The following is a 25,584-nucleotide window of genomic DNA, read 5'->3' on the forward strand; positions in this document are numbered from 1 at the left end:
CCAGCTAAAGAAAGCGCTTTATATGCGAAGATATTGATTGACAATTGTTTCAGTAATTAGTTAAACTCTTTAATAGTTAAACAATCAAACTAAAGGAGCAGCATATGGTACAAAATAAAATTGCCCAGCTCATCCAGAGATATGCGGACGTCTATCTCATGATGGAAAAAAAAGTATCGAGTATGATCACGGAAAAGCTCGATAAAGAACTGACACTTGATCAATATTACTCGCTTCGATACATCAATTTACACCCAGGATGTACATCAACAGACCTTGCCATCGAATGTAATGTCAACAAAAGTGCTGTGACATCCATGACCAATCGTCTTTTTAATAAAGATTATATTTATCGAGAGCATGATCAAGCTGATCGAAGAAACGTTCATCTTTATGTGACACCCGAAGGAAAAGAAGTGGTCAGCCGAATGGAAAAGCAGCTTCAGGATCTTGTTCGGTCATATTTAGAAAAATTTGATGAAAAAGAAATCGAATCATTTATTCAAACATATGAAAAGATTTATCAAATTATCATCGAAGAGGAGGCACAACATAGTAATGAGAGCAATCATAAAGGGTAGATGGCTGATCACGATCCTTTGGGTCGTACTAGCGGCTGTATTATTAATCACCGCCCCTAATATGGCGCAATTAACAAAAGAAAAAGGGCAGATTTCTGTTCCAGATGGTTATCCCTCTTCCTACGCCGATCAATTATTAAAGAACATGTCTGAAAATGGGGATACGGAAAAATCGATCGTCATTGTCTTTCAAGGAAAGGATATTGTCAAAGAAAGAGAAGCCTCTTTAAAGAAAGCGATGGAGATTTTAGAAAAGGATCAAGATCTCCATGTTGAAGACATCACTTCTTATTTTGATGCAAACAAAGATATTAAAAAACAGATGCTCTCTAAAGATCAAACAACACTTCTTGTTCCAGTTACATACGACTCGAACAAAATCAAAGCATCCGATTTTAAAGAAAGAGTCAATGAAAAGCTTAAGAGCCTGAACCTGAAATTTGAAATGACAGGGCAGCCGCTAATCGACGATGATGTCATCACAAGCTCACAAGAAGGTCTGAAAAAAACGGAATTCATTACAATAGGGTTTATTTTAATTGTTCTTGTGCTTGTCTTTAGATCCGCAGTGGCACCGTTCGTTCCTTTAGTGGCCGTGGCGCTTTCCTATTTGGTCAGTCAATCCATTGTGGCTTACCTAGTAAAGTATGTTGATTTTCCGCTCTCGACCTTTACCCAAATTTTTATGGTCGCCATCATGTTTGGGATTGGAACCGACTACTGCATCCTGTTGCTAAGCCGGTTTAAAGAAGAACTATCTCACGGAAAAGATAAGATTGAGGCGATTATTACAACATATAAGACGGCAGGTAAAACCGTTTTATTCAGCGGAATTGCTGTCCTCATTGGTTTTACATGTATCGGTTTAGCCGAATTCCAACTGTATAAATCAGCTGTAGCCGTGGCGGTTGGTGTCGCCGTGTTAATTGTGGCACTGCTCACTGTCGTTCCATTCTTTATGGCGGTTTTAGGAAAAGTGTTATTTTGGCCGATCAAAGGCGATATTGCCCACCCGCAATCGAAAATGTGGGAAACAGCCGGTCGTTTTTCATTTAAGAAACCACTTCTCAGCTTGCTAATCGTTGCAATTATTACCCTTCCAGCGATTCTTATGTATAAAGGAACACTTTCATATAACAACCTAGACGAAATCGGCAATAAATACGAATCCGTCAATGCATTTAATACGATCTCTGACAAATTTGGACCAGGTGAAGCCCTTCCAGCAACCGTTGTCGTGAAATCATCCGATCTTTTAGACAATAACGAAGGTCTGATTGCTGTTGAAAAACTCAGTCGTGCGATTGAACAAACAGATGGCGTGAGTAAAGTAAGAAGTGCAACACGTCCTGTTGGAAAAGGACTGAATGATCTGTACGTGAAATCTCAAGCCAAAGAGCTAAATAGCGGGCTTGATAAAAGTAACGAAGGGTTGAAAAAGATCCAAGATGCTCTTACAACCATGAGTAAGTCCATCGAGGATCAAACACCACAAATTAAAGCATCTGGAAAAGGCATTAACAAATTGATTTCTGGAACCGAATCCGTAAAATCAGGTATTCAAAACGTCGAAAAAACGATGAGAGATCTGCAAAACGGAATTGATCAAAACAAAAAAGGTGTTTCTGAAATTAAAGAAAGAATAAAGGGTGCGAAAAAAGAATTAACAGATCAAGTCGCACAAGTGAATCAGCAAGTGGCACTGTATAAAAGCATTTCCAAAGAATTAAAAGCAGCATTGGCACAAGTCGATACGTCATCCTCTGCCGCAGCGGATGTGAAAGCTTTGATCAGTCAAGCGAATAAACAGTTCAGTACACTTGAGCAGCAAATTCCGCAAGTGAAAGAAAACCAATCATATCAAGCCATCAAAGCTTCATATAAGGAACTTTCTACTACCTTGCAAGAAGGAGCCAAACAGGCTGACAGCTATGCAAAACAAGCAAAAGAAGCAAAAAAACAGCTTGAAGCAGCAGATGCTTTTATCGCAAAAGCTTCAGAGCAGCAAAAAGTGTTTACAAATCAAATTGATGAGCTGATTGCTGGCTTAGAAGCCATTGAAAACGGGCTAGATCAAACGTCTAAAGGCCAAGGGCAGTTAGCTGATAGTATGCCTAAACTTGCAAATGGAGCCGGCGACATCATTCATGGTCAAAAACAAATGAAAGAAAAAATTGGCGGCTTTGGTGACGATCTGACCAAGCTGACAGATGGTCTAAACAAAAGTGTCGACGGACTTGAGAAAATTTCAAACGGTTTAATGGGTGCAGGAGACTACTTAGATGAACTGAAAAACGCACCAGATCAAGACATGGCCGGTTGGTTTATTCCAAAAGATGTCCTAAAAAATAAAGCTTTCAAGCAAGTGTTCGATTCCTATATGTCGGATGACCGCAAAATGACAAAGATTGACGTCATTTTAGAAGACAATCCATATGGAAACGACGCCATGAAAACAATTAAACAAGTAGAAGCTTCGGTCAAACGTGCACTTCCTGAAACAAACCTAAAAGATGTTTCATTTGGCGTATCTGGTGTTTCAAGTATGAACGCTGATTTAAAACAGCTGTCAGACCAAGACTTCAATAAGACGGTTTTTTACATGATGATCGGTATTTTCTTAATACTAGTGATTCTCTTCCGTTCTCTCGTGATGCCGCTTTACTTAGTTGGATCGCTGATTTTAACGTACTTTACCGCTATTGGTGTAACAGAATTTATTTTCACCCATTTCTTCGGATATCCGGGTATCAACTGGGCTGTTCCATTCTTTGGCTTTGTCATCTTAATGGCGCTTGGAGTCGATTATTCGATTTTCTTAATGGAACGGTTCAATGAATACAAAACGAAAGACATTCAGTTTGCCATGACTGAATCAATGAAAAATATGGGATCTGTTATTATGTCTGCTGCCGTCATTTTGGCAGGAACATTTGCAGCGATGCTGCCATCAGGTGTATTGTCACTCTTACAGATTGCAACACTTGTTCTCACAGGGCTTTTATTGTATGCACTCGTTGTGCTACCATTGTTCGTACCTGTGATGGTCAAATTGTTCGGATCAGCGAATTGGTTCCCATTTAAACGAAAAGAATAAGGATTCCATAAAGAAAGTAGGAACAAAGTATGAGTCGTTGGGCACTGATTACTGGTGCCAGTGGCGGAATTGGGCAGGCGACAGCCAAAAAGCTTGCCCAAGAAGGCTGCCATCTGATGCTCCATTATCATCAAAATGAACAAGCGGCTAGTCGTCTTTCCGCTGATCTCCAAGAAACATATCAAGTAGAAACGCACGTCGTTCAAGCTGATTTAGCGAAAACAGGCGGAGCAGCAGAACTTGTCAGCCGCCTGCCGCTTGATCCAGATATTGTTGTTTTAAATAGCGGAAAGAGTCATGTTGGTTTAGTGACAGATACTGAAAAAGAAGTTCTAGCCAGCATGGTGCAGCTTCATGTGACAAGTCCATATGAGCTTACCCAATCTATTTTGCCTGCCATGATTCAAAAAAAGTCAGGTCATATTATTGCAGTTAGCTCAATATGGGGGGAAACCGGTGCCTCGTGTGAAGTACTGTATAGTATGGTCAAGGGTGCTCAAAATGCTTTCATTAAAGGGCTTGCCAAAGAGCTTGCCCCAAGTGGAATTAGAGCAAATGCAGTCTCACCAGGTGCTGTTCAAACTGATATGATGAAAAGCTTCACACAAGAAGACCTTGCGATGATGGAAGAGGAGATTCCGCTCGGCCGTCTTGCCGCACCTGAAGAGATAGCCGATGTCATTTGGTTTCTCGCCTCAAAGCAGTCAAGTTATATGACAGGTCAAATTTTATCCGTTAATGGCGGCTGGTACTGTTAAAAACGTGTATAATTCGTCGCTCCATGACAAAAGCTATGGCTGTAATTCATCTTTTCGAATGGAGGAATCGACATGTCAGTACTTGAGAACTGGGACCATTGGAAAAACTTTTTAGGAGACCGTTTAAATCATGCGCAGGATAAAGGCTTAAAAGATGATACTATCAATAACCTTGCGTATGAAATTGGCGGATACCTGGCTAATGAAGTTGAAGCAAAGAATGAGCAAGAAAGAGTACTTGCTGACCTTTGGAGCGTCGCATCAGAAGATGAGCAGCGCGCAATTGCCAATATGATGGTCAAACTGGTTGAAAATAATAGCTCGCACTAAACAAAAAGAGGGGTCGTTTGTGCCTCTCTTTTTATTTTAACTGTTTCACAACATTGTGCTTTCTAAAAATGTGAAAATGCTTTATGATAAAGGAAGGTAAAAATTTGCCACAATGAAGGGGGTAATATCATTTGGCAAAGCTCGAATGGTATTTTGAATATGAGATACAGGTGAACCGTCCCGGACTTTTAGGAGACATTTCTTCTTTAATGGGGATGCTTTCAATTAATATTGTGACAATTAATGGTGTTGATGTATCAAGACGCGGCATGCTTCTTCGCTGTGACCACACAGAACAAATTAAGCGCCTTGAATCAATTTTAAATACAATGGAAACGATAAAAGTAACGAAACTAAGACAGCCAAAACTTCGTGACCGTTTAGCTGTTCGTCATGGAAGATACATTCAGCGTGATGCGGATGACAAAAAGACGTTCCGTTTTGAAAGGGACGAGCTTGGTCTACTTGTTGATTTTATGGCTGAATTATTTAAAAAAGAAGGACATAAATTGATTGGAATTCGCGGAATGCCGCGGGTTGGAAAAACAGAATCAATTGTTGCTTCAAGTGTATGTGCAAGTAAGAGATGGCTGTTTGTATCGTCGACTCTTTTGAAACAGACCATTCGCAGTCAGCTGATTGCAGATGAATACAGCCCGGATAACGTCTTTATTATTGATGGGATTGTGTCGACAAGAAGAGGTTCTGAGAAGCACTTGCAGCTTTTAAGAGAAATTATGAGACTGCCTGCTACAAAGGTTGTAGAGCATCCAGATATCTTTATTCAAAATTCAGAATATACAATGGATGATTTCGACTACATCATTGAATTGCGTAATAGTGCAGACGAAGAAATTACATACGAGCACGCTGAAGAACCACAAGTGTTTGATCATTCTGGTTTTTCTGGCTTCGATTTTTAATATGGTAATGGTAGGTGTTTGTTTTGACTGAATTGGGAAAACGGCTCGTTGAGGCCAGAGAGGAAAAAGGGATGTCGCTGGAGGATCTGATGGCGGCTACCAAAATCCAAAAGCGCTATTTGCTAGCAATAGAACAAGGAAATTATGATATCATTCCAGGTAAATTTTACGTCAGAGCGTTTATTAAACAATATGCCGAAGCCGTTGGACTGAATCCTGAACAATTGTTCGAAGAGTTTCGTAAAGATGTACCAAGTACGTATAACGATGAAGTGTCTGATAAATTATCAAATATTAAACCGCAAAGAGAGCTGCCAAAGCCTGCCTCAAAGGTACTAGAGCTGCTTCCGACGATTTTAATCATTGGAGGGATCCTTGTGGTGATCGCTATCATTTATGTGATCGTTCAAGCGGTTAATCATGATAGCGGACAAAAAAATAATCAGGCGGCTCCTCAGCAATCAGAATCAAAATACGAAGTGTCTGAGGATTCATCGCTTGCAAAGGATCAAAAGAAAAAGGATAAAGCTTCGTCAGATGATCAAGAAAAATCATCTGAAAAAGACGATTCCTCAAAGGATTCATCTAAAGACGATGAAGATGTTTCTTTGAAGGCGACGGATACAGAGGGTTCTACGACAACGTATGAAGTATCAGGTGCAGAAGAGATGGAGCTAACCATTTCTGCCTCACAAGCTTCATGGCTTCGTGTGAGAGACGAATCTGGAAAAGTGCTGAAGATGGGTGAATTGAAAGATGGCGAATCGTTTAAAACAGACTTAACTGATCTTTCCCAAGTCGATATCCGCTTAGGAAATGCAACAGGAATCGATATCAAAGTCAATGACGAAACGCTGAAGTACGAATTAGACCCTAAAAACACCATGACACAAAACATTGTGATTGTGAATAAAGGAAAGGAAAAGTCATCTTAAGCAAGTAGATGACTTTTCTTTTGTTCCTACTATTATATACATAAAAAAATGCTTTATTGGAGGATTGGAATTCATGTTTAACTTACCGAATAAAATTACTCTTTCTAGGATCGCCTTGATTCCTGTGTTTATGTTGATTATGCTTGCTCCATTAGATTGGGGTGTCGCGCGCTTTGGTGACGTCAGCATCGAAGTCACTCACCTTGTTGGAGCGATCTTGTTTATTGTCGCTTCGACAACCGACTGGATTGATGGTTACTATGCACGTAAGCTCAATTTAGTCACAAACTTTGGTAAATTTTTAGATCCGCTTGCAGATAAATTGCTTGTTTCAGCGGCTTTAATTATACTTGTTCAATACAATCTCACACCGGCATGGATGGCAATTGTGATCATTAGCCGTGAATTTGCTGTAACGGGCCTAAGGCTTGTCTTAGCTGGAGGCGGTGAAGTGGTCGCAGCCAATATGCTTGGAAAAGTGAAGACGTGGGCGCAAATCATTGCGATTTCGGCACTTCTTTTGCATAACCTGCCGTTTGAACTTGTATCATTCCCTTTTGGTGATCTTGCCATGTGGGTAGCGGTGTTCTTCACTGTTGTCTCAGGATGGGATTACTTTGCGAAAAACTGGGAAGCCTTAAAGAATTCTAACTAAAAAGGACGTGTACGCTTTGAAGTCAGAGAGAAAAGCAGAAATTATTGCAGTCGGTTCCGAACTTTTGCTAGGGCAAATTACGAATACGAATGCACAATTCATCAGCAAACAACTAGCTGAAATTGGTGTGAATGTTTATTACCACACAGCAGTTGGTGACAATCCAGAGCGTTTAAAAAGGGCCATTCAAGTGGCACAGGAAAGATCGAATTTTATTATCTTCTCAGGTGGTCTTGGACCAACGAAAGACGATTTAACAAAAGAAACCATTGCGAGTACGCTCGGTAAAGAGCTTGTGCTAAATGAAGAAGCATTTGAGTCTATTCAAGAATACTTCCGTAAAACCGGACGCGATATGTCGCCGAACAACCGTAAACAGGCGCTCGTTCTAGAGGGATCTGATGTGCTCGTAAACCGTTTCGGAATGGCACCTGGTATGTTTATACAAGAGGGAGATACGTTTTACATTCTGCTCCCTGGACCGCCAAGTGAATTGCACCCGATGTTTGAAAACGAAGCGAAGCCGCTTATTTCTGAAAAACTCGGCCTAAAGGAAAAAATCGTGTCTGTTGTCTTGCGTTTCTTTGGCATCGGTGAATCTCAGCTGGAAACAGATCTTGAAGATTTAATTGATGCACAGACCAATCCAACGATTGCACCGCTTGCAGCTGACGGGGAAGTGACGCTAAGGCTGACAGCCAAGCATGAGGATGAAAAAGAAACAGAGCGTCTGTTAAAAGAAACAGAAGCACAAATTTTAGAACGGGTCGGCGAGTACTTCTACGGATATGGTAATACATCTCTTGCCTTTGAAGCTTCAAAGGCCTTGCATGAACACGGGAAAACAGTAGCAGCGGCTGAAAGCCTGACTGGTGGTATGTTTTCAGAGTGGCTGACAGATCTCGAAGGGGCATCATCCATTTTAAACGGCAGTGTGGTTTGTTACACAAATCAAGTCAAGCAGCAAGTGCTGGGCTGCCGTGAAGAAACATTGTCTTCTCATGGTGCTGTCAGCAAAGAGTGTGCGTTAGAGCTCGCAGAAGGCGTTAGAAAACTGACGGGAAGCGATATCGGTATTAGCTTTACAGGTGTGGCAGGTCCTGAACCACACGAAGGACAGCCGGTTGGAAAAGTATTTATCGGGCTATCGACAAAAGACCAGACAGACGTGTTTGAATGGATGTTTACTGGCAGTCGATCAGGCATTCGCAAGCGTGCTGTGAAATATGGTTTGCACCACCTTCTCAAATTATTAAAAGATAGTTAATTTTGTTTTTTTATGAGGTTTACTCCTTTATAAAAGAGAGTTTTTTCTAATAGAAACAGCTCTTTTCTTAAATAATCTGCCAAGAAAAAATCGAATATGTGTTCGTTTTTTTCTTGGCAAATGACGTAAAACAAGGTATAGTATAGATAGTGGAATTGATAAAGGAGGAAACAATAGAATGAGTGATCGTCAAGCAGCCTTAGATATGGCTCTTAAACAAATAGAAAAACAGTTTGGTAAAGGCTCTATTATGAAACTAGGAGAGCAAACAGATACACGTATTTCAACAGTACCTAGTGGTTCGTTAGCACTTGATACTGCGCTTGGAATAGGTGGGTACCCTCGCGGCCGTATTATTGAAGTATATGGTCCAGAGAGTTCTGGTAAAACGACAGTAGCACTTCATGCGATTGCTGAGGTTCAGCAGCAGGGAGGACAAGCTGCATTTATCGATGCGGAGCATGCGCTAGATCCAGTTTACGCTCAAAAATTAGGTGTCAATATTGATGAGTTGTTACTTTCTCAGCCGGATACAGGAGAACAAGCACTTGAAATTGCAGAAGCACTTGTTCGTAGTGGTGCAGTTGATATTGTTGTCATTGACTCAGTAGCTGCTCTTGTACCAAAAGCAGAGATCGAAGGAGACATGGGAGATTCACACGTTGGTCTTCAAGCACGTTTGATGTCTCAAGCACTTCGTAAACTATCTGGTGCTATCAACAAATCAAAAACAATTGCGATCTTTATTAACCAAATTCGTGAAAAAGTAGGGGTTATGTTTGGTAATCCTGAAACAACGCCTGGTGGACGTGCACTTAAGTTCTATTCATCTGTTCGTTTAGAAGTACGCCGTGCTGAACAGTTGAAACAAGGGAACGACATCATGGGGAACAAAACGAGAATTAAAGTTGTGAAAAACAAAGTGGCACCGCCATTCCGTATTGCCGAAGTAGACATTATGTACGGTGAAGGTATCTCGAAAGAGGGAGAAATCATCGACCTTGGAAGCGAACTAGATATCGTACAAAAGAGCGGGGCTTGGTATTCTTATCAAGAGGAACGTCTTGGACAAGGACGTGAAAATGCGAAGCAATTCCTAAAAGAGAATAAAGACATTCTTCTTATGATTCAGGAGCAGATCAGGGAGCACTATGGTTTGGATACAAACGGAGTGAAATCAACTGACGAAGAAGGACAAGAAGAATTGGAATTGAATGACTAAAAAGACGCTGAAAAGCGTCTTTTTTTTACAATTACATAACAGCTAGCGGGTCAAAAGTTCTGTCTTTGCTTGAAATAACGACTTACGCCTTAGTCTGACTAGCTTGACAAGTATTTCCGACACAATTACAATGGGAATGTATCACTTGTTTTTCTTAACATGATTGATAACTAATTTAAACTTGACAAGGGCAGTGAGGATCTCATTCCCTGTGAAGGCCCTGTATGTTGAGACACAAAACAATGTACATGCCGACACTTTATTTGTAAAACCAAGTTCATAGCAAGAGGAGGTGAAAATATGTCGCCTACGATGTTTACGATCATCTCCATTTTGCTGAGCCTAATCTGTTTAGTTGTTGGCTACTTTGTTCGTAAAACCATTGCAGAAGCAAAAATATCCGGCGCAAGAAACATGGCCGAACAAATTGTTGAGGATGCAAAGCGTGATGCGGAAGCATTGAAGAAAGAAGCGCTCTTAGAAGCGAAAGATGAAATTCATTCGTTTCGTGTAGAGGCGGAGCAAGAAGTTCGTGAAAGACGTAATGAGCTTCAAAGACAAGAAAACCGTTTACTTCAAAAAGAGGAAAACCTTGATCGCAAGGACGAATCTTTAGATAAACGGGAGTCCCTGTTGGAGAAGAGAGATCATTCTCTGAATGAACGACAACAACATATTGAAGAGATGGAAAGCAAAGTGGATGATATGATTCGTTTGCAGAAAGCTGAGTTGGAGCGTATTTCTAGTCTAACTCGAGATGAAGCGAAACAAATCATTCTGGATCAAGTTGAAAATGAGCTTTCCCACGACATTGCAGTCATGACGAAAGAATCTGAAAACCGGGCGAAAGAAGAGGCTGATAAAAAAGCGAAAAACATTCTTTCACTTGCGTTACAGCGTTGTGCAGCTGATCATGTAGCTGAAACAACAGTATCTGTAGTCAATCTTCCAAATGATGAGATGAAAGGTCGTATTATCGGACGTGAGGGACGAAATATCCGTACGTTAGAAACGTTAACAGGTATTGACCTGATCATTGATGATACACCTGAAGCTGTTATCTTATCGGGCTTTGATCCGATAAGACGTGAAACAGCGAGGATAGCTCTGGACAAGCTAGTCCAGGATGGACGTATTCATCCTGCACGAATTGAAGAAATGGTGGAAAAATCACGCCGTGAAGTCGATGATTATATCCGCGAGATGGGTGAGCAAACGACATTTGAAGTCGGAGTTCACGGTTTGCATCCGGATCTCATCAAAATTCTCGGTCGCTTAAAATTCCGTACAAGTTATGGACAAAATGTCCTGAAGCATTCAATTGAGGTTGCACATCTTGCAGGTCTCATGGCTTCAGAGCTTGGAGAAGATGCAAAGCTTGCAAAACGAGCAGGTCTTCTGCATGACATTGGAAAAGCCATTGATCATGAAGTAGAAGGAAGCCACGTGGAAATTGGCGTTGAGCTTGCGACGAAATATAAAGAGCATCCTGTTGTCATCAACAGTATTGCATCTCACCATGGTGACCAAGAACCGACATCTATTATCGCTGTTCTTGTTGCGGCAGCCGATGCATTATCTGCAGCACGCCCTGGTGCAAGAAGTGAGACGCTTGAAAATTACATTCGGAGACTTGAGAAATTAGAAGACATCTCTGAATCTTATGAAGGTGTTGAAAAATCGTTTGCGATACAAGCTGGACGTGAAGTGCGTATTATGGTGAAGCCAGATTCAATTAATGATCTTGAAGCTCACCGTCTAGCAAGGGATATTCGTAAGCGGATTGAGGACGAGCTCGATTACCCTGGTCACATTAAAGTGACAGTTATTCGAGAAACTCGCGCAGTAGAGTATGCAAAATAGAGCGGTGCGCTTAGCGCCGCTTTATTTTTTTGTGTAAATATGCAACACTGATAAGAAGATCATTTTATAAGAGAAAGGGTTCAAAACGTATGAAAATATTATTTGTTGGAGATATCGTTGGTTCACCTGGCAGAGATACACTGAAAGAATACTTGCCAAAGCTAAAGAAAAAATACCAGCCACACTTTACGATTGTCAATGGAGAAAATGCGGCTCATGGGAAAGGTCTTACTGAAAAAATCTATCACGAGCTGCTTCAAGCTGGGGCTGATGTGCTCACGATGGGGAACCATACATGGGATAAAAGAGACATTTTCGATTTCATCGATGATGCACCCCATATTGTTCGTCCGGCAAACTTCCCGCAAGGTACACCAGGTAAAGGGCTCACTTTTATTAAAAAACAAGGTAAAGAACTAGCTGTCATCAACTTGCAAGGCCGCACATTTTTACCTCCGATTGACTGCCCATTTCAAAAAGTAGATGAGCTCATAGCAGAAGCTTCAAAACGTACACCGTTTATTTTTATTGATTTTCATGGTGAAGCCACAAGTGAAAAGCAAGCAATGGGTTGGTATACAGATGGCCGTGCATCATGTGTCGTTGGAACGCATACACATGTTCAAACAGCAGATAACCGTGTCTTGCCAAAAGGAACTGCTTATATTTCGGATGTTGGCATGACTGGTCCTTATGACGGTATTTTAGGTGTTGATCGGGAAACGATTATTAAACGATTTAAAACGAGCCTCCCTGTCCGTTTTGAAATTGCAGAAGGCCGCACGACATTAAGTGCAGTGATCGTAGAAATTGACGAACCGTCGAAAAAAGCTGTCAAAATTGATCGAATTTTGATAAATGATGACCATATTTTCTTTGAATAAATATTCACATATTTATTTCAGAAAAATATTAATCAGAAAGAAGGAATATGCGCCCTCTATCGTGAATATAGTAAAAATGGTAGGTAGCCTGCTATTTTTGAAAAACATTTTGGGGATGGATTTTCAAAAAAATAGCAACATCTAACAAAGATTGTTCTAATGAACACTCACTTATCCATTGTAAATTTAAGGGGGAGCAAAAATGGAAATTTTAAAAGTTTCAGCAAAGTCAAATCCAAATTCAGTAGCAGGAGCATTAGCCGGCGTTTTACGTGAACGCGGTGCAGCGGAAATACAGGCTATCGGCGCTGGAGCACTGAATCAGGCGGTCAAGGCTGTCGCCATTGCAAGGGGATTTGTTGCGCCTAGCGGAGTGGATTTGATATGCATTCCAGCCTTTACTGACATTCTTATCGATGGAGAAGAAAGAACAGCAATCAAACTGATTGTTGAACCACGATAATTCTAATTTTATTATTTTCAACCTGCTTACATCATGTAAGCAGGTTGTTTTTGTTTACCGCTATACATTTCTCATATAACATATTTCTTTCACAAAATAGATAGAAAATGACATATTAGAGCTTGCATTTTTTCACCATGATGATAAATTAAGATTAAGTTGAAAATACTTCATCAAAAATAAATATTTAAGTAGGTGAAATAATGATCGAAGCTTTTTTAAAAAGAGGAAAGCTTGTTTTTATTTTATTTTTTATCGTTCTCATTGCTGGAGGTTATTTGTTTACACAGCTTCCTAAACGAGAACTGCCAGAGTTTCAAGCAAATATTGTAACCATTTCGACTGTTTTCCCTGGTGCTGATGCAAAACAGGTAGAAAGTGATGTCACCAATAAGCTCGAGTCGGCCATTTCTGATATCAATGGTGTAGAGAAGACAAGCTCTGTTTCTGCTATTGGTTTCTCAAATATTGTGCTTGAAATTGATGATCAAGCCGATTTTCAAAAAGTGGCAAGTCAAATCAAGAGTGAAACCACAAATGCCGCCTCTTCTTTTCCAGATGGTGTGATGGAGCCAGATGTAAAGGATGAGTTTGGCAATGTGCCAGTTGGTTCTTATATGATTGTAGCAAGTAACTCATCTGATTTAGCAAAAAGTCAGGAATCGCTGCGTGCATTAAAAGAAAAAGTGGAGGACATCAAAGGTGTTGATGGTGTCGTCATCAAAGGGTTCAATGACAAACAAGCCATATTGAACTTGGATTCAAGTAAACTGGAGGATAACGGGTTAAACGTGACCGATGTCACAAATGCCATCAATCAAGAATTTGACACATCCCCTCTAGGTGACGTCCAGGCAGATGGAGAAAAGGTCAAGCTGTCCATTGATGCCTATGATCGTTTAGATCAAATGAAAAAGATTGAGATTTTCTCAAAAACGAGCCGAGAGCCTGTTACAATCGGTGAGCTTGGTCGTTTAAAAGAAGTAGAAAAAGAGAAAAGTGATATCGTTTCATATAACGGAAAGCCAGCCTATTCATTTACAGTCAATATTAAGCCAGGACTGGATATTCCTAAAATGTATGACAAAGTCAGTGCGGTCATTGAAAAAGAGAAAGAGCTGCCAAATGGTGTGGATTGGATAGACTACTATTCACAAAAAAGTGAAGTAGATGCCATTTTTAACGATTTAATCAAAGAAGCGATCGTGGCCGTCATCGCCGTCATTGTCGTCACCACACTTGGTCTAACTATTGGTGGTGCGTTTATCGTTTCACTTGCGATTCCGCTATCCATAACGATCGGAACCATCCCGCTGCCGTTTTTACAAGTGGACCTTAATCAAATTTCAATTATTGGCTTTATCATTGCGTTAGGGATACTTGTAGATGACGCCATTGTCGTCAACGATAATATTTTAAGGCAGATGAAAAAATACGAAAGTCCGCTTAAAGGAACAATTGCAGGTGTAAAAGAAGTGGCTGGATCCATTTTGACGTCAACGCTGGCTGTTGTCTTTGCTTTCTTGCCACTTGTTTTCCTTTCTGGTGCGAACGGTTCATTTATTCGAGCGTTACCGTCTGTTCTAGTCACAACTGTACTTGCGTCAATGGTCATTTCATTGACACTTGTGCCAGTGTATCAATATACAGCAAATCGAAAAAGAAAGAATAAGAAGATTCAAAAAGAACCGGGCTTTTTAGGCAAACCATTAAAAAGATTAGCTGATTTTTATGCAGATCGAGTACTGACAAACATCGTGAAGCGACCACTTCTCATTGGATTAAGTGGTTTGCTCGTTGCCACACTTGCCTTTTTGCTTATTTTCGCCACACCATTTGAGTTTTTCCCTGCGGCGAATAAGAAAGAGGTTGTTGTCACTGTGACACTGCCAAGTGAAACAACCTTAGATAAAACGAATGACACATTAGAGAAAATAGAACAAGAGATCAAACAGCAAAAAGGCATTGAAGAGACGGCCATTTTTGCAGGCGGCGGTGTGCCGAACTTGTTTAATGAAAGTATCTCAAACGCAAGTGATCATACGGGTCAGGTTGTTGTCAGAGTAGACAATGAGCAGATGACAAGCAAAGCATTGATCGATCGTATGACAGAGCCATTGCGAAAGAAATTTAAAGATGCTGATATCTTTATGAAAACCATTGTTCAAGGACCGCCAACGGGGGCGCCTGTGACCGTAACCATTGCAGGAGAACAATTTTCAAAGCTCGTGGATGTGAAAGAGAAGCTCACAAAAGAAATGAAAGAAAGCGGAGCAAGTCTGATCACAGACGATGTCAATCAACCGGTGAAAACCATCTCATTTGAATTGAATCGTGACCGAATGGCAGAGGATGGGCTCACTGCTCAGTTTGTCAGCAGACAGCTTGGTCTTGTCACAGAAGGAATTCCATTAGGCACCTTTAAACAAGGAACAGATGACATCGACCTCGTAGTGAAACAAGACATGAGCACACATCAAAATGGACTGAAGCTAAAAGACATCAAGGTGCCTGTGAGTACAAATGAGGGGGGAATGCCTCAACTTGAGCCGCTTAGCCGATACGTAAAGGAAAAAGAAACAGAGCAGTATGAAAGCATTCCGCATGAAAATGGGATGCCGACGATCACGTTAAAGGCATATCCTGGCACATCAGATACGTTTAAAGACGATATGACAGAAGTCATAAATGAAGTTGGGAAAAGCGATGCAACGAAGAATTTGACCATTTCTCAGGGCGGAGAAAATGAAGATCAAACCCAATTCTTTATTGAAATTAGTCTCTTATTTGGGGTAGTCCTGCTGCTCATTTATGTGACCATCGCTTTCCAGTTCAATTCACTCATGCTGCCGCTTTTAGTTCTTGGAACGGTATACTTAGCGATATCCGGAGCCATTATTGGACTATTTGTCACTCAAACGCCGTTTAGCTTTATGGCCACAATGGGGATTGTCTCATTGGCAGGTATTGTTGTCCGAAATGCGGTCGTTTTGTTTGAATTTATTGAACAGAGGCGCAAGCAAGGTCTCGATCAACAGGCAGCTGTGATTGAAGCGGGGAGGGCAAGGATTAGACCTATTTTGCTGACAGCATTTACAGCACTTGTCGCTCTTATGCCCGTTGCTTTAAGTAATGACCCACTCTTTAAGCCGCTAGCGATCTGCATCGTATCAGGTGTCTTTTTCTCAACGATTCTGACACTACTGATTGTGCCGGCTTTATATGTAGCTGTTTCAAAAAAACGCTGACGAAAAAAGCAAATCTCCTTCTATTCGGGGATTTGCTTTTTTATGTGGAGTAACTTTGTTATGATAGGAATAAAAGCCTAAATTTGAGCTCGTTTCAATTATGAAACCAGTCAGTATCTAGAACTACGTTTAAACGATTGATCATTCCACTGATAACACCTTACTTAAATAGGGGAGGGGCTTTTTTGGAAATACGGAGCATTTATAAAAGTGAAGGAAAAAAACTTATTACTCAACATTATAATGATTATCTAAAGTCTTTTGATTTTGATGTTGAGCAGATTTATGTTGATACAAGTTATGGAAAAACGCATGTACTTATAGCAGGACCACCGGAAGGGAAACCTATTTTTATATTTCAGGGTGGTAATTGTATAAACCTGATGACTTTATCATGGTTTTTGCCACTTGTGGAAAAATATAGAATATATGCTCCAGATACAATTGGTCATCCAGGATATAGCAGTGAAAATAGAATGTCAGCGAAGGACAATAGTTTTGCTGAGTGGATCAAAGAACTAATGGATTACTTTAGTATCGATCGAAGTGCATTTGTTGGTCCGTCTTACGGGGCAGGTATTATTTTGAGGTTAGCTGCCTTTATGCCGGAAAAAATTGACTGTTCTGTTTTGGTCTCACCTGCAGGCATAGGTTTAGGCTCTAAGTTTAAAATGATTCAACATATTTTACTCCCCTTAGTCTTGTTTAAAGCCACTTCTTCACAAAAATATCTCAATAAAATCACTGATACAATGTCAGATAATAGCATGAAGGAAATGGATAAAAAATTGATTGGTGATATTTTTAAATATATTAGACTTGAACAAGAAATGCCCAAGTTAACAACGAAAGAAGAATTAACATCCTACCGTTCTCCTACTTTCATCATAGCAGGAAAAAAGGATATCTTTTTCCCTGAAAGTACATTAATGAAAGTAGCTAGTGACATCATTCCGAATTTGATTGCATTTAAGGCGTACGATATGGGCCATTTCCCATCTAAAGAACATCTGTTACACATGAACAATGATATTTTAGACTTTTTAAAGAAGTACTACTAAATCTTAAATTTATGGAACTGTAATGTAACTAGGGAACTTCAAATCATTATGAGGTTCTCTTTCGTTTTTTTAGAATTAGTACTGTTTTTTAGAAAAATATCCAAAAAAATTTGTGGAGTGCTCATTTGTCTTCTCTCAATAGACAGTGCTATTTACGATTGAAAAAAGGCATGATAAAATCTCATTGGGAGAAGTTTTTTAACAAAGGGGTTGTACGTCATGTGTGGAACGATGAAAGCGATTGTTAAAAAAGAAAGCGCTTACGGAGCGGCGATGATGGAAATGCCGATTCCAGAAATAAGTGATCATGAAGTGCTCATCCAAGTAAAGGCTACATCGATATGCGGAACGGATGTGCATATTTATAATTGGGATGATTGGGCGAAGGGGAGAGTCAAAGCACCGTACATTTTTGGTCATGAATTCACAGGGGAAGTTGTCAAAACGGGGAACCAAGTCTCACGAGCAAAAGTAGGGGATTTTGTATCGGCTGAGACGCATATTGTCTGTAATCAGTGTTATATGTGTTTAACGGGTCAGCAGCATTTGTGCAGCGAAACGAAAATTTTAGGGGTAGACATTGATGGCTGTTTTGCTGAATATGTCAAAGTACCAGAACAAAATGTGTGGCATAATCCAGCTCAAATGCCAGTGGAACTTGCATCTATTCAAGAACCGCTTGGAAATGCTGTTCATACAGTTCTGCATACACCTGTTTCAGGAAAGTCAGTGGCGATTTTTGGCTGTGGTCCCATTGGTTTAATGGCGATTGCGGTTGCAAAAGCCTCCGGGGCTGTCCAAGTGTTCGCTGTTGATAAAAATGAATACAGACTGGATCTTGCCCGTAAAATGGGTGCAGATCATATCGTGGATATCGGAAAAGATGATCCTGTTGCCATGATTAAGCAGCTCACGCGGATGGAAGGGGCAGACGTGATGTGTGAGATGTCAGGACATCCCGTTGCAATTAATCAAGCACTCGAAGCTTGTGCAAATGGAGGGAAAGTGAATATACTAAGTTTGCCAGAGCGGCCAGTAACCATTGACATTACGAATCAAATTGTTTTTAGGGGATTAACCGTGCAAGGGATCACGGGGAGAAAAATGTTTGAGACGTGGCGTCAAGTATCTGAACTTTTAAGAACGAATACCATTGATGTACAGCCGGTTGTCACCCATACGCTGCCATTTGAAGATTTTGAAAAGGGATTTGAACTCATGAGAAATGGTACGTGCGGGAAGGTCGTACTGATCATGCCATCATATCAAAGGGGGACGAAATGATGAAAGAATTTACGTATTTACAAGATGAATTGGACACAATGAAGCAGCAAGGCACCCATCAAACACTGAAAGAAATCGATTCCAAACAATCTTCCACGGTGACATTAAATGAACAATCCGTCATACAACTCTCTTCAAATAACTACTTAGGTCTCACCTCACATCCAAGGCTGATGAAAGCGGCAAAAGAGGCGATTGATGAATTCGGTGCTGGAACAGGATCTGTACGAACCATTGCTGGAACGATGACAATGCATGAACGGCTTGAAAAAAAGCTCGCAGCTTTTAAAAAGACAGAGGCAGCCCTTGTATTCCAATCAGGCTTTACGACCAACCAAGGAGTCTTATCCAGTATTCTCACAAAAGATGATATTGTCATTTCAGATGAGCTGAACCATGCCTCAATCATCGATGGGATTCGCTTAACAAAGGCAGATAAAAAAGTATATGCTCATTCTAATATGGAAGAGCTTGAGAAAATTTTAAAGAAATCGATGAATTACCGCGTCCGTCTTATCGTGACAGATGGTGTGTTCTCAATGGATGGAGATATTGCACCGCTTCCTGAGATTGTAAGACTTGCAGAAGCATATGATGCCTTTGTGATGGTAGACGATGCCCATGCGTCTGGAGTACTTGGTGAAAATGGGCGCGGAACAGTGAATCATTTTCAACTTGACGGCAGAGTGCATATTCAAGTTGGCACACTTAGTAAGGCAGTTGGTGTGCTAGGCGGTTACGTCGCTGGTTCTGCCGTTTTAATCGACTATTTAAAGCATAAAGCAAGACCGTTTTTATTCAGCACCTCACATCCGCCGGCTGTCACAAGAGCCTGTGAAGAAGCCATTGAAGTGCTGTTAGACGAACCGGAGCGCATTGAAACACTTTGGGAGAACGCGGTCTATTTTAAAGAAAAAGTCATCGGTCTTGGATTTGAGGTGGCACCAACAGAAACGCCTATTATTCCGATGATGATTGGAGACGAGGCACTCACTTTCCGTTTTTCAAAAGCATTAATCGAGCGCGGCGTTTTCGCTCAAGGCATTGCTTTTCCAACTGTAGCGAAAGGAAAAGCGAGAATTAGAGCCATCATCACAGCAGAGCACACAAAAGAAGAGCTTGACCGTGCACTGACAATCATCGAAGAAGAAGCAAAAAAACTGAATATACTTGATTGAGAGAGCTGAGGCTCTCTTTTCTTTTGATCAAGAGTATTGATGACTGTCCAGATGAATAGACATTTTTCATAGAAAAAACACATATGAATTTATTTTCAATTCACGACAAAATAGTCTATACTGTAGGGTGGAGCTTGGTTTGAAAGGAGTACAAATTCATGAATGAAGAGCAGAGAAAAGCGAGCGGACAAGTAAGTTCATCGGACAAAAAATCCGAGAAGGACTACAGCCAATATTTTGAAGCTGTGTACATTCCGCCTTCCTTAAAAGATGCAAAAAAACGGGGTAAAGAAGAAGTCGAATACAATCAATTTCAAATTGACGAGCGGTTTCAAGGGTTAGGGAACGGCCGCAAGTTTTATATTCGCACATATGGCTGTCAAATGAATGAGCATGACACAGAAGTGATGGCTGGTATTTTTATGGCGCTTGGTTATGAACCAACAAATTCGACTGAAGATGCGAATGTCATCTTATTAAACACTTGTGCCATTCGTGAGAATGCAGAAAACAAAGTGTTTGGAGAGCTTGGTCATTTAAAAGCATTAAAGCGTGAAAAGCCAGATTTAATCTTAGGCGTCTGCGGATGCATGTCGCAAGAAGAATCTGTCGTTAACCGTATTTTAAAGAAACACCCATTTGTTGACTTGATTTTCGGTACCCACAACATTCACCGCCTGCCAGAGCTATTATCTGAATGCTACCTTTCAAAAGAAATGGTCATTGAGGTTTGGTCTAAAGAAGGCGATGTGATTGAAAATCTTCCGAGAGCCCGCCAAGGAAAAATTAAGGGCTGGGTGAATATTATGTACGGTTGTGATAAATTCTGTACATACTGTATCGTCCCTTACACGCGCGGTAAGGAAAGAAGCCGCCGTCCGGATGAAATTATTCAAGAGGTCAGACGTTTAGCAGCAGAAGGATATAAAGAAATTACCCTACTTGGTCAAAACGTGAATGCGTATGGAAAAGATTTTGAAGACATGGAATATGGTCTTGGTCACCTAATGGATGAGCTGCGTAAAATCGATATTCCACGTATCCGTTTTACAACAAGCCACCCGCGTGACTTTGATGATCACTTAATTGAAGTGCTTGCCAAAGGCGGAAACCTTCTCGACCATATTCATTTGCCGGTTCAATCAGGAAGTTCTTCTGTGCTGAAACTCATGGCAAGAAAATACGACCGTGAACGTTACCTTGACCTAGTGCGCAAAATCAAAGAGGCAATGCCAAATGCTTCATTAACAACGGACATTATCGTTGGATTCCCAAATGAAACAGATGAGCAGTTTGAAGAGACGCTTTCCCTCTATCGTGAGGTTGAGTTTGATGCGGCTTATACGTTCATTTACTCTCCAAGAGAAGGAACACCAGCAGCCAATATGAAAGACAACGTGCCAATGCGTGTAAAAAAAGAACGTCTGCAGCGCCTGAATGCACTCGTAAATGAAATTTCTGCGAAAAAAATGAAGGAATATGAAGGGCAGACTGTCGAAGTATTAGTAGAGGGTGAAAGTAAAAACAACCCTGAGATCCTAGCCGGATATACAAGTAAAAGCAAGCTTGTGAATTTTAAAGCACCAAAAGAAGCGATTGGCAACATCGTCAAAGTGAAAATCACACAAGCCAAAACTTGGTCTCTTGACGGAGAAATGGTTGGAGAAGCTATCGAGGTGAATTAAAATGACGCTTTATTCAAAGAAAGAGATTGTCGAGCGCGCAAGAGAGCTCGCAAAAATGATTTCTGAAACAGAAGAAGTTGATTTCTTCAAAAAAGCAGAAGCGCAAATCAATGAAAATACAAAAATTGCAGCGATCATTAATCAAATTAAGGCGCTTCAAAAGCAAGCTGTGAATTTAAAGCATTATGGCAAACATGAAGCCTTAAAACAAGTGGAAGAAAAAATTGATGCCCTGCAAGAAGAACTGGATGAGATCCCAGTGATTCAAGAATTCAAAGAATCACAAACAGAGGTTAATTCCCTGCTTCAGCTTGTAGCGCACACAATTTCTAATCAAGTAACGGATGAAATCATTCTTTCAACCGGCGGTGACCTCTTATTAGGAGAAACCGGTTCAAAAGTGAAAAACTCATCCCCAAGTTGCTCCATTAAATGAGAAAACCCCGCAGATGCGGGGTTTTTTGTTTGTGTATTCTTATCTATATTTGTTATTTGTAGTTTAAAGGCTGTGACATCAACAATTTGTTGACGCCACAGCCCCTATTTTATTTTATATGGTTAGTTTATTTCTTTATGAAATACCTAATACGAGTTAAAAGAAGTAAAAATTTTTTGATATTCATTTTAATCTTTAATTCTAAACGAAAATTTATATTAATTTTTATATATAGCCACTCCTAAAGGGACTGTGACTTCATTATTAAATCACATCTTTCAGCTTCCATCAACCTCAATCTCTCACTCTCCAACTTTTCCAATTTTAAAGGCAAGTTTATGGGCGACCATGCATACACTGAAACAGAAATGAATTTAATTGAACATGAGACTCAAAATCGTGACACACTAGACGAATGCCCAGCATAAGATAAAACGATCAAGAACAAGGAGGCATGCCGGAATGTCTGAATACAGAGAAATTATTACAAAAGCGGTGGTTGCAAAAGGGAGGAAATTTACCCAAAGCACACACACCATTTCTCCATCGCAAAAACCAACCAGCATCCTAGGCGGTTGGATCATTAATCATAAGTATGATGCTGAAAAGGTCGGTAAAACAGTTGAGATTGAAGGTACATTTGATATTAACGTGTGGTATTCTTACGCAGACAACACGAAAACCGAAGTGGTCACAGAACGTGTAAAATATGTAGATATCATCAAACTGAGATATAAAGATAAAAATTTCCTTGATGATGAGCACGAAGTGATTGCGAAAGTCTTACAGCAGCCCAATTGTTTAGAAGTCACCATTTCTCCAAATGGCAATAAAATTGTCGTTCAAGCAGAGCGTGAATTCATTGCTGAAGTAGTAGGGGAAACCAAAATTGTTGTAGAAGTCAATTCAAGCTGGAAAGAAAAAGATGATCACGAATGGGAAGAAGAAGTGGATGAGGAATTAGAAGATATTCATCCAGAATTCCTCGCAGGTGATCCAGAAGAGTAATTGATGACTAGGGCGCATATCCCCCTAGTTTTTTTGTGCCTTGATCTAGGGAAAAAAGGTGAATTTTTATGCTATAATGAAAGATGGTATGAATTCGAAAGTAATATAGTGAGGGATTAGAAATATGGCAAGTTATACGCCCATGATACAGCAATATTTAAAGATCAAGGCAGATTACCAAGATGCCTTTTTATTTTTTCGCTTAGGCGATTTTTATGAAATGTTTTTTGATGATGCAAAAGAAGCAGCACAAGAATTAGAAATTACGTTAACAAGCAGGGATGGCGGCACGATTCCAATGTGTGGTGTTCCATATCATTCTGCGTCTGCATACATAGAACAACTGATTGAAAAAGGCTATAAAGTCGCCATTTGTGAGCAGGTGGAAGACCCTAAAACAGCAAAAGGTGTGGTCAAAAGAGAGGTCGTTCAACTGATTACACCAGGTACGGTCATGGACGGCAAAGGACTGAATGAAAACGAAAATAACTTTATCGCGTCTGTTTCCAGCTTTCAAAATGGCTACGGTCTTGCGCTTTCCGATTTATCAACAGGTGAAAACATGGCGGCTTTCATTGAACGGTTAGATGAAGTTGTGTCTGAAATTTATTCTGTCGGTGCAAAAGAGATTGTGGTATCAAAGCAGCTCGATGAAGAAACGGTGAAAACCCTGAAGGAACGCTGCCAAGCGACCATCTCATACGAAGATAGCGCTGAATTAATAGATGAAGCTGAACGACTCGTTGCTCACCTTGACGAACATCTGAAAATAGCATTTTTAACACTCTATGCATACTTAAGAAGAACGCAAAAAAGGAGTCTTGATCATCTTCAGCAAGTTCAAGTGTTTCAGCTTGAACAAACGATGAAAATTGATCTTTACTCAAAAAGAAACCTTGAATTAACAGAAACCATCCGTTCAAAAAGCAAGAAGGGTTCTTTGTTATGGCTCTTAGATGAAACAAAAACGGCAATGGGTGGAAGATTGCTGAAGCAATGGATCGATCGTCCGCTCATCCGCCTTTCACAAATCAAAGAACGCCAGGAAATGGTGCAAATTTTGATGGAACATTTCTTTGAGCGAGAGGATCTGCGAGAACGTTTAAAGCAAGTGTATGATCTTGAACGTCTAGCAGGCCGTGTGGCATTTGGAAATGTGAATGCCCGTGATCTTATTCAATTGAAAGAATCTCTCAAGCAAGTGCCGGCTATTAAAGAGCTTGTCCATTCTCTCCCAGAGGATATGGCGAAATCTAGAGCAAATGACATTGACCCATGCGGTGATTTACTTGATTTATTAGAAGATGCTCTTTATGAGAATCCGCCGATGACGTTAAAAGAAGGCAATGTGATTAAAGACGGCTACAATGCAAAATTAGATGAATATCGTGATGCGAGCCGGAACGGGAAAGATTGGATCGCTCGTCTTGAACAGCAAGAAAGAGAATATACAGGCATTCGATCGTTGAAAGTCGGCTTTAATAAAGTGTTTGGCTACTATATCGAAGTGACCCGTGCAAATACGCATTTATTAGAAGAAGGCCGTTATGAAAGAAAACAAACCCTTGCCAATGCAGAGCGGTATATTACACCTGAATTGAAAGAAAAAGAAGCCCTTATTCTTGAGGCGGAATCAAATATTAGTGAATTGGAATATGAAATATTTTCTGCGCTTCGGGAACAAGTAAAAGCGTATATTCCTAGATTACAGTTGCTCGCAAAACAAATGAGTGAGCTTGATGCGCTGCAATGCTTTGCGACTGTGAGTGAAAAGCGGCGTTATGTCCGCCCTGAATTTTCACAAGATGAAGTGGAAGTCATTGATGGTCGTCATCCTGTTGTTGAAAAAGTGATGGATCATCAAGAGTATGTGCCGAATGACTGCCAAATGGGCAAAGGGAGACAAACCTTGCTCATTACTGGTCCGAATATGTCAGGGAAAAGCACATATATGAGACAAATGGCATTGATCTCGATTCTTGCGCAAATTGGCTGTTTTGTGCCAGCATCAAAGGCAACCCTTCCGATTTTTGATCAAATCTTTACACGTATTGGGGCGGCAGATGATTTGATTTCTGGTCAAAGTACTTTTATGGTAGAGATGCTCGAAGCAAAAAATGCGATGGTACATGCGACAAAGAACAGCTTGATTTTATTTGATGAAATTGGACGCGGGACAAGCACTTATGATGGAATGGCTCTTGCACAGGCAATCATTGAATTTGTGCATGATCATATTGGTGCCAAAACCCTTTTCTCCACTCATTATCATGAACTGACGGTACTTGAATCCCAATTAAGCGAACTGAAAAATGTCCACGTACGAGCTGAAGAACATGAAGGGACAGTTGTTTTTTTACATCAAATCAAAGAAGGAGCAGCGGATAAAAGCTATGGCATCCATGTAGCGCAGCTTGCTGAACTGCCTGATGCGATCATTGATCGAGCCCAGACCATCTTAACGGAGCTTGAGAGCGGATCACATGAAGTGATTCCGCGCGTCTCTAAAGCCCCGAAAAAAGAAGTGGCTGAGGAAAAACAGCAGCTATCTTTCTTTGATGTGGAAGAAAAACCGCAAACAAAACCTGTGCTGAAAAACAAAGATCAAGCAGTGATCGAAGAATTGAAGTCATTTAATTTAATGGATATGACACCGCTTGAAGCGATGACAAAGCTATATGAATTGCAAAAGAAATTATAATGTAA

The 25,584-nt window shown here is 40.5% G+C and carries 20 protein-coding genes; all 20 read left to right on the forward strand.

The annotated features are described in order from the left end of the window. Positions 1-104: 104 nt before the first annotated feature. Positions 105-581 (forward strand): MarR family winged helix-turn-helix transcriptional regulator, encoded by a 477-nt coding sequence (locus tag MHI20_RS02190; RefSeq protein WP_024720380.1) that lies wholly within the window; start codon positions 105-107, stop codon positions 579-581. Beyond that, a complete protein-coding gene (locus tag MHI20_RS02195; protein WP_340936479.1) occupies positions 559-3,678 on the forward strand; it encodes an MMPL family transporter in 3,120 nt (1,039 codons plus the stop codon). Before MHI20_RS02190 ends, MHI20_RS02195 begins: the two co-directional genes overlap by 23 nt. A gap of 29 nt (positions 3,679-3,707) precedes the next feature. Beyond that, positions 3,708-4,436, forward strand: coding sequence for an elongation factor P 5-aminopentanone reductase (gene ymfI, locus MHI20_RS02200; RefSeq protein ID WP_100325016.1), 729 nt, complete (start codon positions 3,708-3,710; stop codon positions 4,434-4,436). A gap of 72 nt (positions 4,437-4,508) precedes the next feature. Then, positions 4,509-4,766 (forward strand): DUF3243 domain-containing protein, encoded by a 258-nt coding sequence (locus MHI20_RS02205; protein ID WP_003211590.1) that lies wholly within the window; start codon positions 4,509-4,511, stop codon positions 4,764-4,766. A 131-nt stretch (positions 4,767-4,897) separates the two neighbouring features. After that, positions 4,898-5,689, forward strand: a complete 792-nt coding sequence (locus MHI20_RS02210; RefSeq protein ID WP_039166619.1) for a DUF3388 domain-containing protein — start codon at positions 4,898-4,900, stop codon at positions 5,687-5,689. A gap of 23 nt (positions 5,690-5,712) precedes the next feature. Next, positions 5,713-6,624: a helix-turn-helix domain-containing protein gene (locus MHI20_RS02215; RefSeq protein ID WP_039166616.1), complete on the forward strand. Its 912-nt coding sequence runs from the start codon at positions 5,713-5,715 to the stop codon at positions 6,622-6,624. Positions 6,625-6,697: 73 nt separating this feature from the next. Next, positions 6,698-7,279 (forward strand): CDP-diacylglycerol--glycerol-3-phosphate 3-phosphatidyltransferase, encoded by a 582-nt coding sequence (gene pgsA, locus MHI20_RS02220; RefSeq protein WP_008344688.1) that lies wholly within the window; start codon positions 6,698-6,700, stop codon positions 7,277-7,279. Between the two features lie 16 nt (positions 7,280-7,295). Next, positions 7,296-8,546 carry a competence/damage-inducible protein A gene (locus tag MHI20_RS02225; protein WP_100325017.1) on the forward strand — a complete coding sequence of 417 codons (1,251 nt, stop codon included), beginning with the start codon at positions 7,296-7,298 and terminating at the stop codon, positions 8,544-8,546. 178 nt (positions 8,547-8,724) lie between these two features. Beyond that, positions 8,725-9,768, forward strand: a complete 1,044-nt coding sequence (gene recA, locus MHI20_RS02230; RefSeq protein ID WP_007499478.1) for a recombinase RecA — start codon at positions 8,725-8,727, stop codon at positions 9,766-9,768. 300 nt (positions 9,769-10,068) lie between these two features. After that, complete coding sequence (gene rny / locus MHI20_RS02235; protein ID WP_003211958.1) at positions 10,069-11,631, forward strand: ribonuclease Y; 1,563 nt, start codon at positions 10,069-10,071, stop codon at positions 11,629-11,631. Positions 11,632-11,720: 89 nt separating this feature from the next. After that, positions 11,721-12,515, forward strand: coding sequence for a TIGR00282 family metallophosphoesterase (locus MHI20_RS02240; protein ID WP_019744184.1), 795 nt, complete (start codon positions 11,721-11,723; stop codon positions 12,513-12,515). A 202-nt stretch (positions 12,516-12,717) separates the two neighbouring features. Continuing rightward, entirely contained in the window at positions 12,718-12,978 is a 261-nt protein-coding gene (gene spoVS / locus MHI20_RS02245) for a stage V sporulation protein SpoVS (protein ID WP_003211281.1), read from the forward strand. A gap of 203 nt (positions 12,979-13,181) precedes the next feature. After that, the gene (locus MHI20_RS02250) at positions 13,182-16,226 is read left to right on the forward strand and encodes an efflux RND transporter permease subunit (RefSeq protein ID WP_041090433.1); all 3,045 of its coding nucleotides are present in this window, start codon (positions 13,182-13,184) and stop codon (positions 16,224-16,226) included. Between the two features lie 185 nt (positions 16,227-16,411). Continuing rightward, positions 16,412-17,287: an alpha/beta fold hydrolase gene (locus MHI20_RS02255; protein WP_282901010.1), complete on the forward strand. Its 876-nt coding sequence runs from the start codon at positions 16,412-16,414 to the stop codon at positions 17,285-17,287. A 219-nt stretch (positions 17,288-17,506) separates the two neighbouring features. Further along, the gene (gene tdh, locus MHI20_RS02260) at positions 17,507-18,571 is read left to right on the forward strand and encodes an L-threonine 3-dehydrogenase (RefSeq protein WP_335350584.1); all 1,065 of its coding nucleotides are present in this window, start codon (positions 17,507-17,509) and stop codon (positions 18,569-18,571) included. Beyond that, on the forward strand, positions 18,571-19,749 hold the full coding sequence (locus MHI20_RS02265; protein ID WP_249855854.1) for a glycine C-acetyltransferase: 1,179 nt from the start codon (positions 18,571-18,573) through the stop codon (positions 19,747-19,749). The genes tdh and MHI20_RS02265 overlap by 1 nt, the downstream gene beginning before the upstream one ends. A 158-nt stretch (positions 19,750-19,907) precedes the next feature. Then, positions 19,908-21,434 (forward strand): tRNA (N6-isopentenyl adenosine(37)-C2)-methylthiotransferase MiaB, encoded by a 1,527-nt coding sequence (miaB, locus tag MHI20_RS02270; protein ID WP_007499471.1) that lies wholly within the window; start codon positions 19,908-19,910, stop codon positions 21,432-21,434. 1 nt (position 21,435) lies between these two features. Beyond that, complete coding sequence (locus tag MHI20_RS02275) at positions 21,436-21,870, forward strand: RicAFT regulatory complex protein RicA family protein (RefSeq protein ID WP_008344661.1); 435 nt, start codon at positions 21,436-21,438, stop codon at positions 21,868-21,870. A gap of 462 nt (positions 21,871-22,332) precedes the next feature. After that, positions 22,333-22,878: an outer spore coat protein CotE gene (cotE, locus tag MHI20_RS02280; RefSeq protein ID WP_007499466.1), complete on the forward strand. Its 546-nt coding sequence runs from the start codon at positions 22,333-22,335 to the stop codon at positions 22,876-22,878. Between the two features lie 124 nt (positions 22,879-23,002). Next, positions 23,003-25,579, forward strand: a complete 2,577-nt coding sequence (mutS, locus tag MHI20_RS02285; protein WP_340936494.1) for a DNA mismatch repair protein MutS — start codon at positions 23,003-23,005, stop codon at positions 25,577-25,579. Positions 25,580-25,584: the final 5 nt, after the last annotated feature.

Origin of the sequence: Bacillus sp. FSL K6-1106, from assembly GCF_038005245.1 — a bacterium.
Classification (GTDB): Bacteria; Bacillota; Bacilli; order Bacillales; family Bacillaceae; genus Bacillus; species Bacillus altitudinis.

Excerpts from the sequence above, each read along its gene's own strand:
- ymfI (WP_100325016.1), top strand. The coding sequence starts at position 3,708 with ATGAGTCGTTGGGCACTGATTACTGGTGCCAGTGGCGGAATTGGGCAG.
- recA (WP_007499478.1), top strand. The coding sequence starts at position 8,725 with ATGAGTGATCGTCAAGCAGCCTTAGATATGGCTCTTAAACAAATAGAA.
- tdh (WP_335350584.1), top strand. The coding sequence starts at position 17,507 with ATGTGTGGAACGATGAAAGCGATTGTTAAAAAAGAAAGCGCTTACGGA.
- MHI20_RS02275 (WP_008344661.1), top strand. The coding sequence starts at position 21,436 with ATGACGCTTTATTCAAAGAAAGAGATTGTCGAGCGCGCAAGAGAGCTC.
- rny (WP_003211958.1), top strand. The coding sequence starts at position 10,069 with ATGTCGCCTACGATGTTTACGATCATCTCCATTTTGCTGAGCCTAATC.
- MHI20_RS02250 (WP_041090433.1), top strand. The coding sequence starts at position 13,182 with ATGATCGAAGCTTTTTTAAAAAGAGGAAAGCTTGTTTTTATTTTATTT.
- MHI20_RS02240 (WP_019744184.1), top strand. The coding sequence starts at position 11,721 with ATGAAAATATTATTTGTTGGAGATATCGTTGGTTCACCTGGCAGAGAT.
- pgsA (WP_008344688.1), top strand. The coding sequence starts at position 6,698 with ATGTTTAACTTACCGAATAAAATTACTCTTTCTAGGATCGCCTTGATT.
- MHI20_RS02265 (WP_249855854.1), top strand. The coding sequence starts at position 18,571 with ATGAAAGAATTTACGTATTTACAAGATGAATTGGACACAATGAAGCAG.
- MHI20_RS02190 (WP_024720380.1), top strand. The coding sequence starts at position 105 with ATGGTACAAAATAAAATTGCCCAGCTCATCCAGAGATATGCGGACGTC.
- cotE (WP_007499466.1), top strand. The coding sequence starts at position 22,333 with ATGTCTGAATACAGAGAAATTATTACAAAAGCGGTGGTTGCAAAAGGG.
- MHI20_RS02205 (WP_003211590.1), top strand. The coding sequence starts at position 4,509 with ATGTCAGTACTTGAGAACTGGGACCATTGGAAAAACTTTTTAGGAGAC.
- miaB (WP_007499471.1), top strand. The coding sequence starts at position 19,908 with ATGAATGAAGAGCAGAGAAAAGCGAGCGGACAAGTAAGTTCATCGGAC.
- MHI20_RS02195 (WP_340936479.1), top strand. The coding sequence starts at position 559 with ATGAGAGCAATCATAAAGGGTAGATGGCTGATCACGATCCTTTGGGTC.
- mutS (WP_340936494.1), top strand. The coding sequence starts at position 23,003 with ATGGCAAGTTATACGCCCATGATACAGCAATATTTAAAGATCAAGGCA.
- spoVS (WP_003211281.1), top strand. The coding sequence starts at position 12,718 with ATGGAAATTTTAAAAGTTTCAGCAAAGTCAAATCCAAATTCAGTAGCA.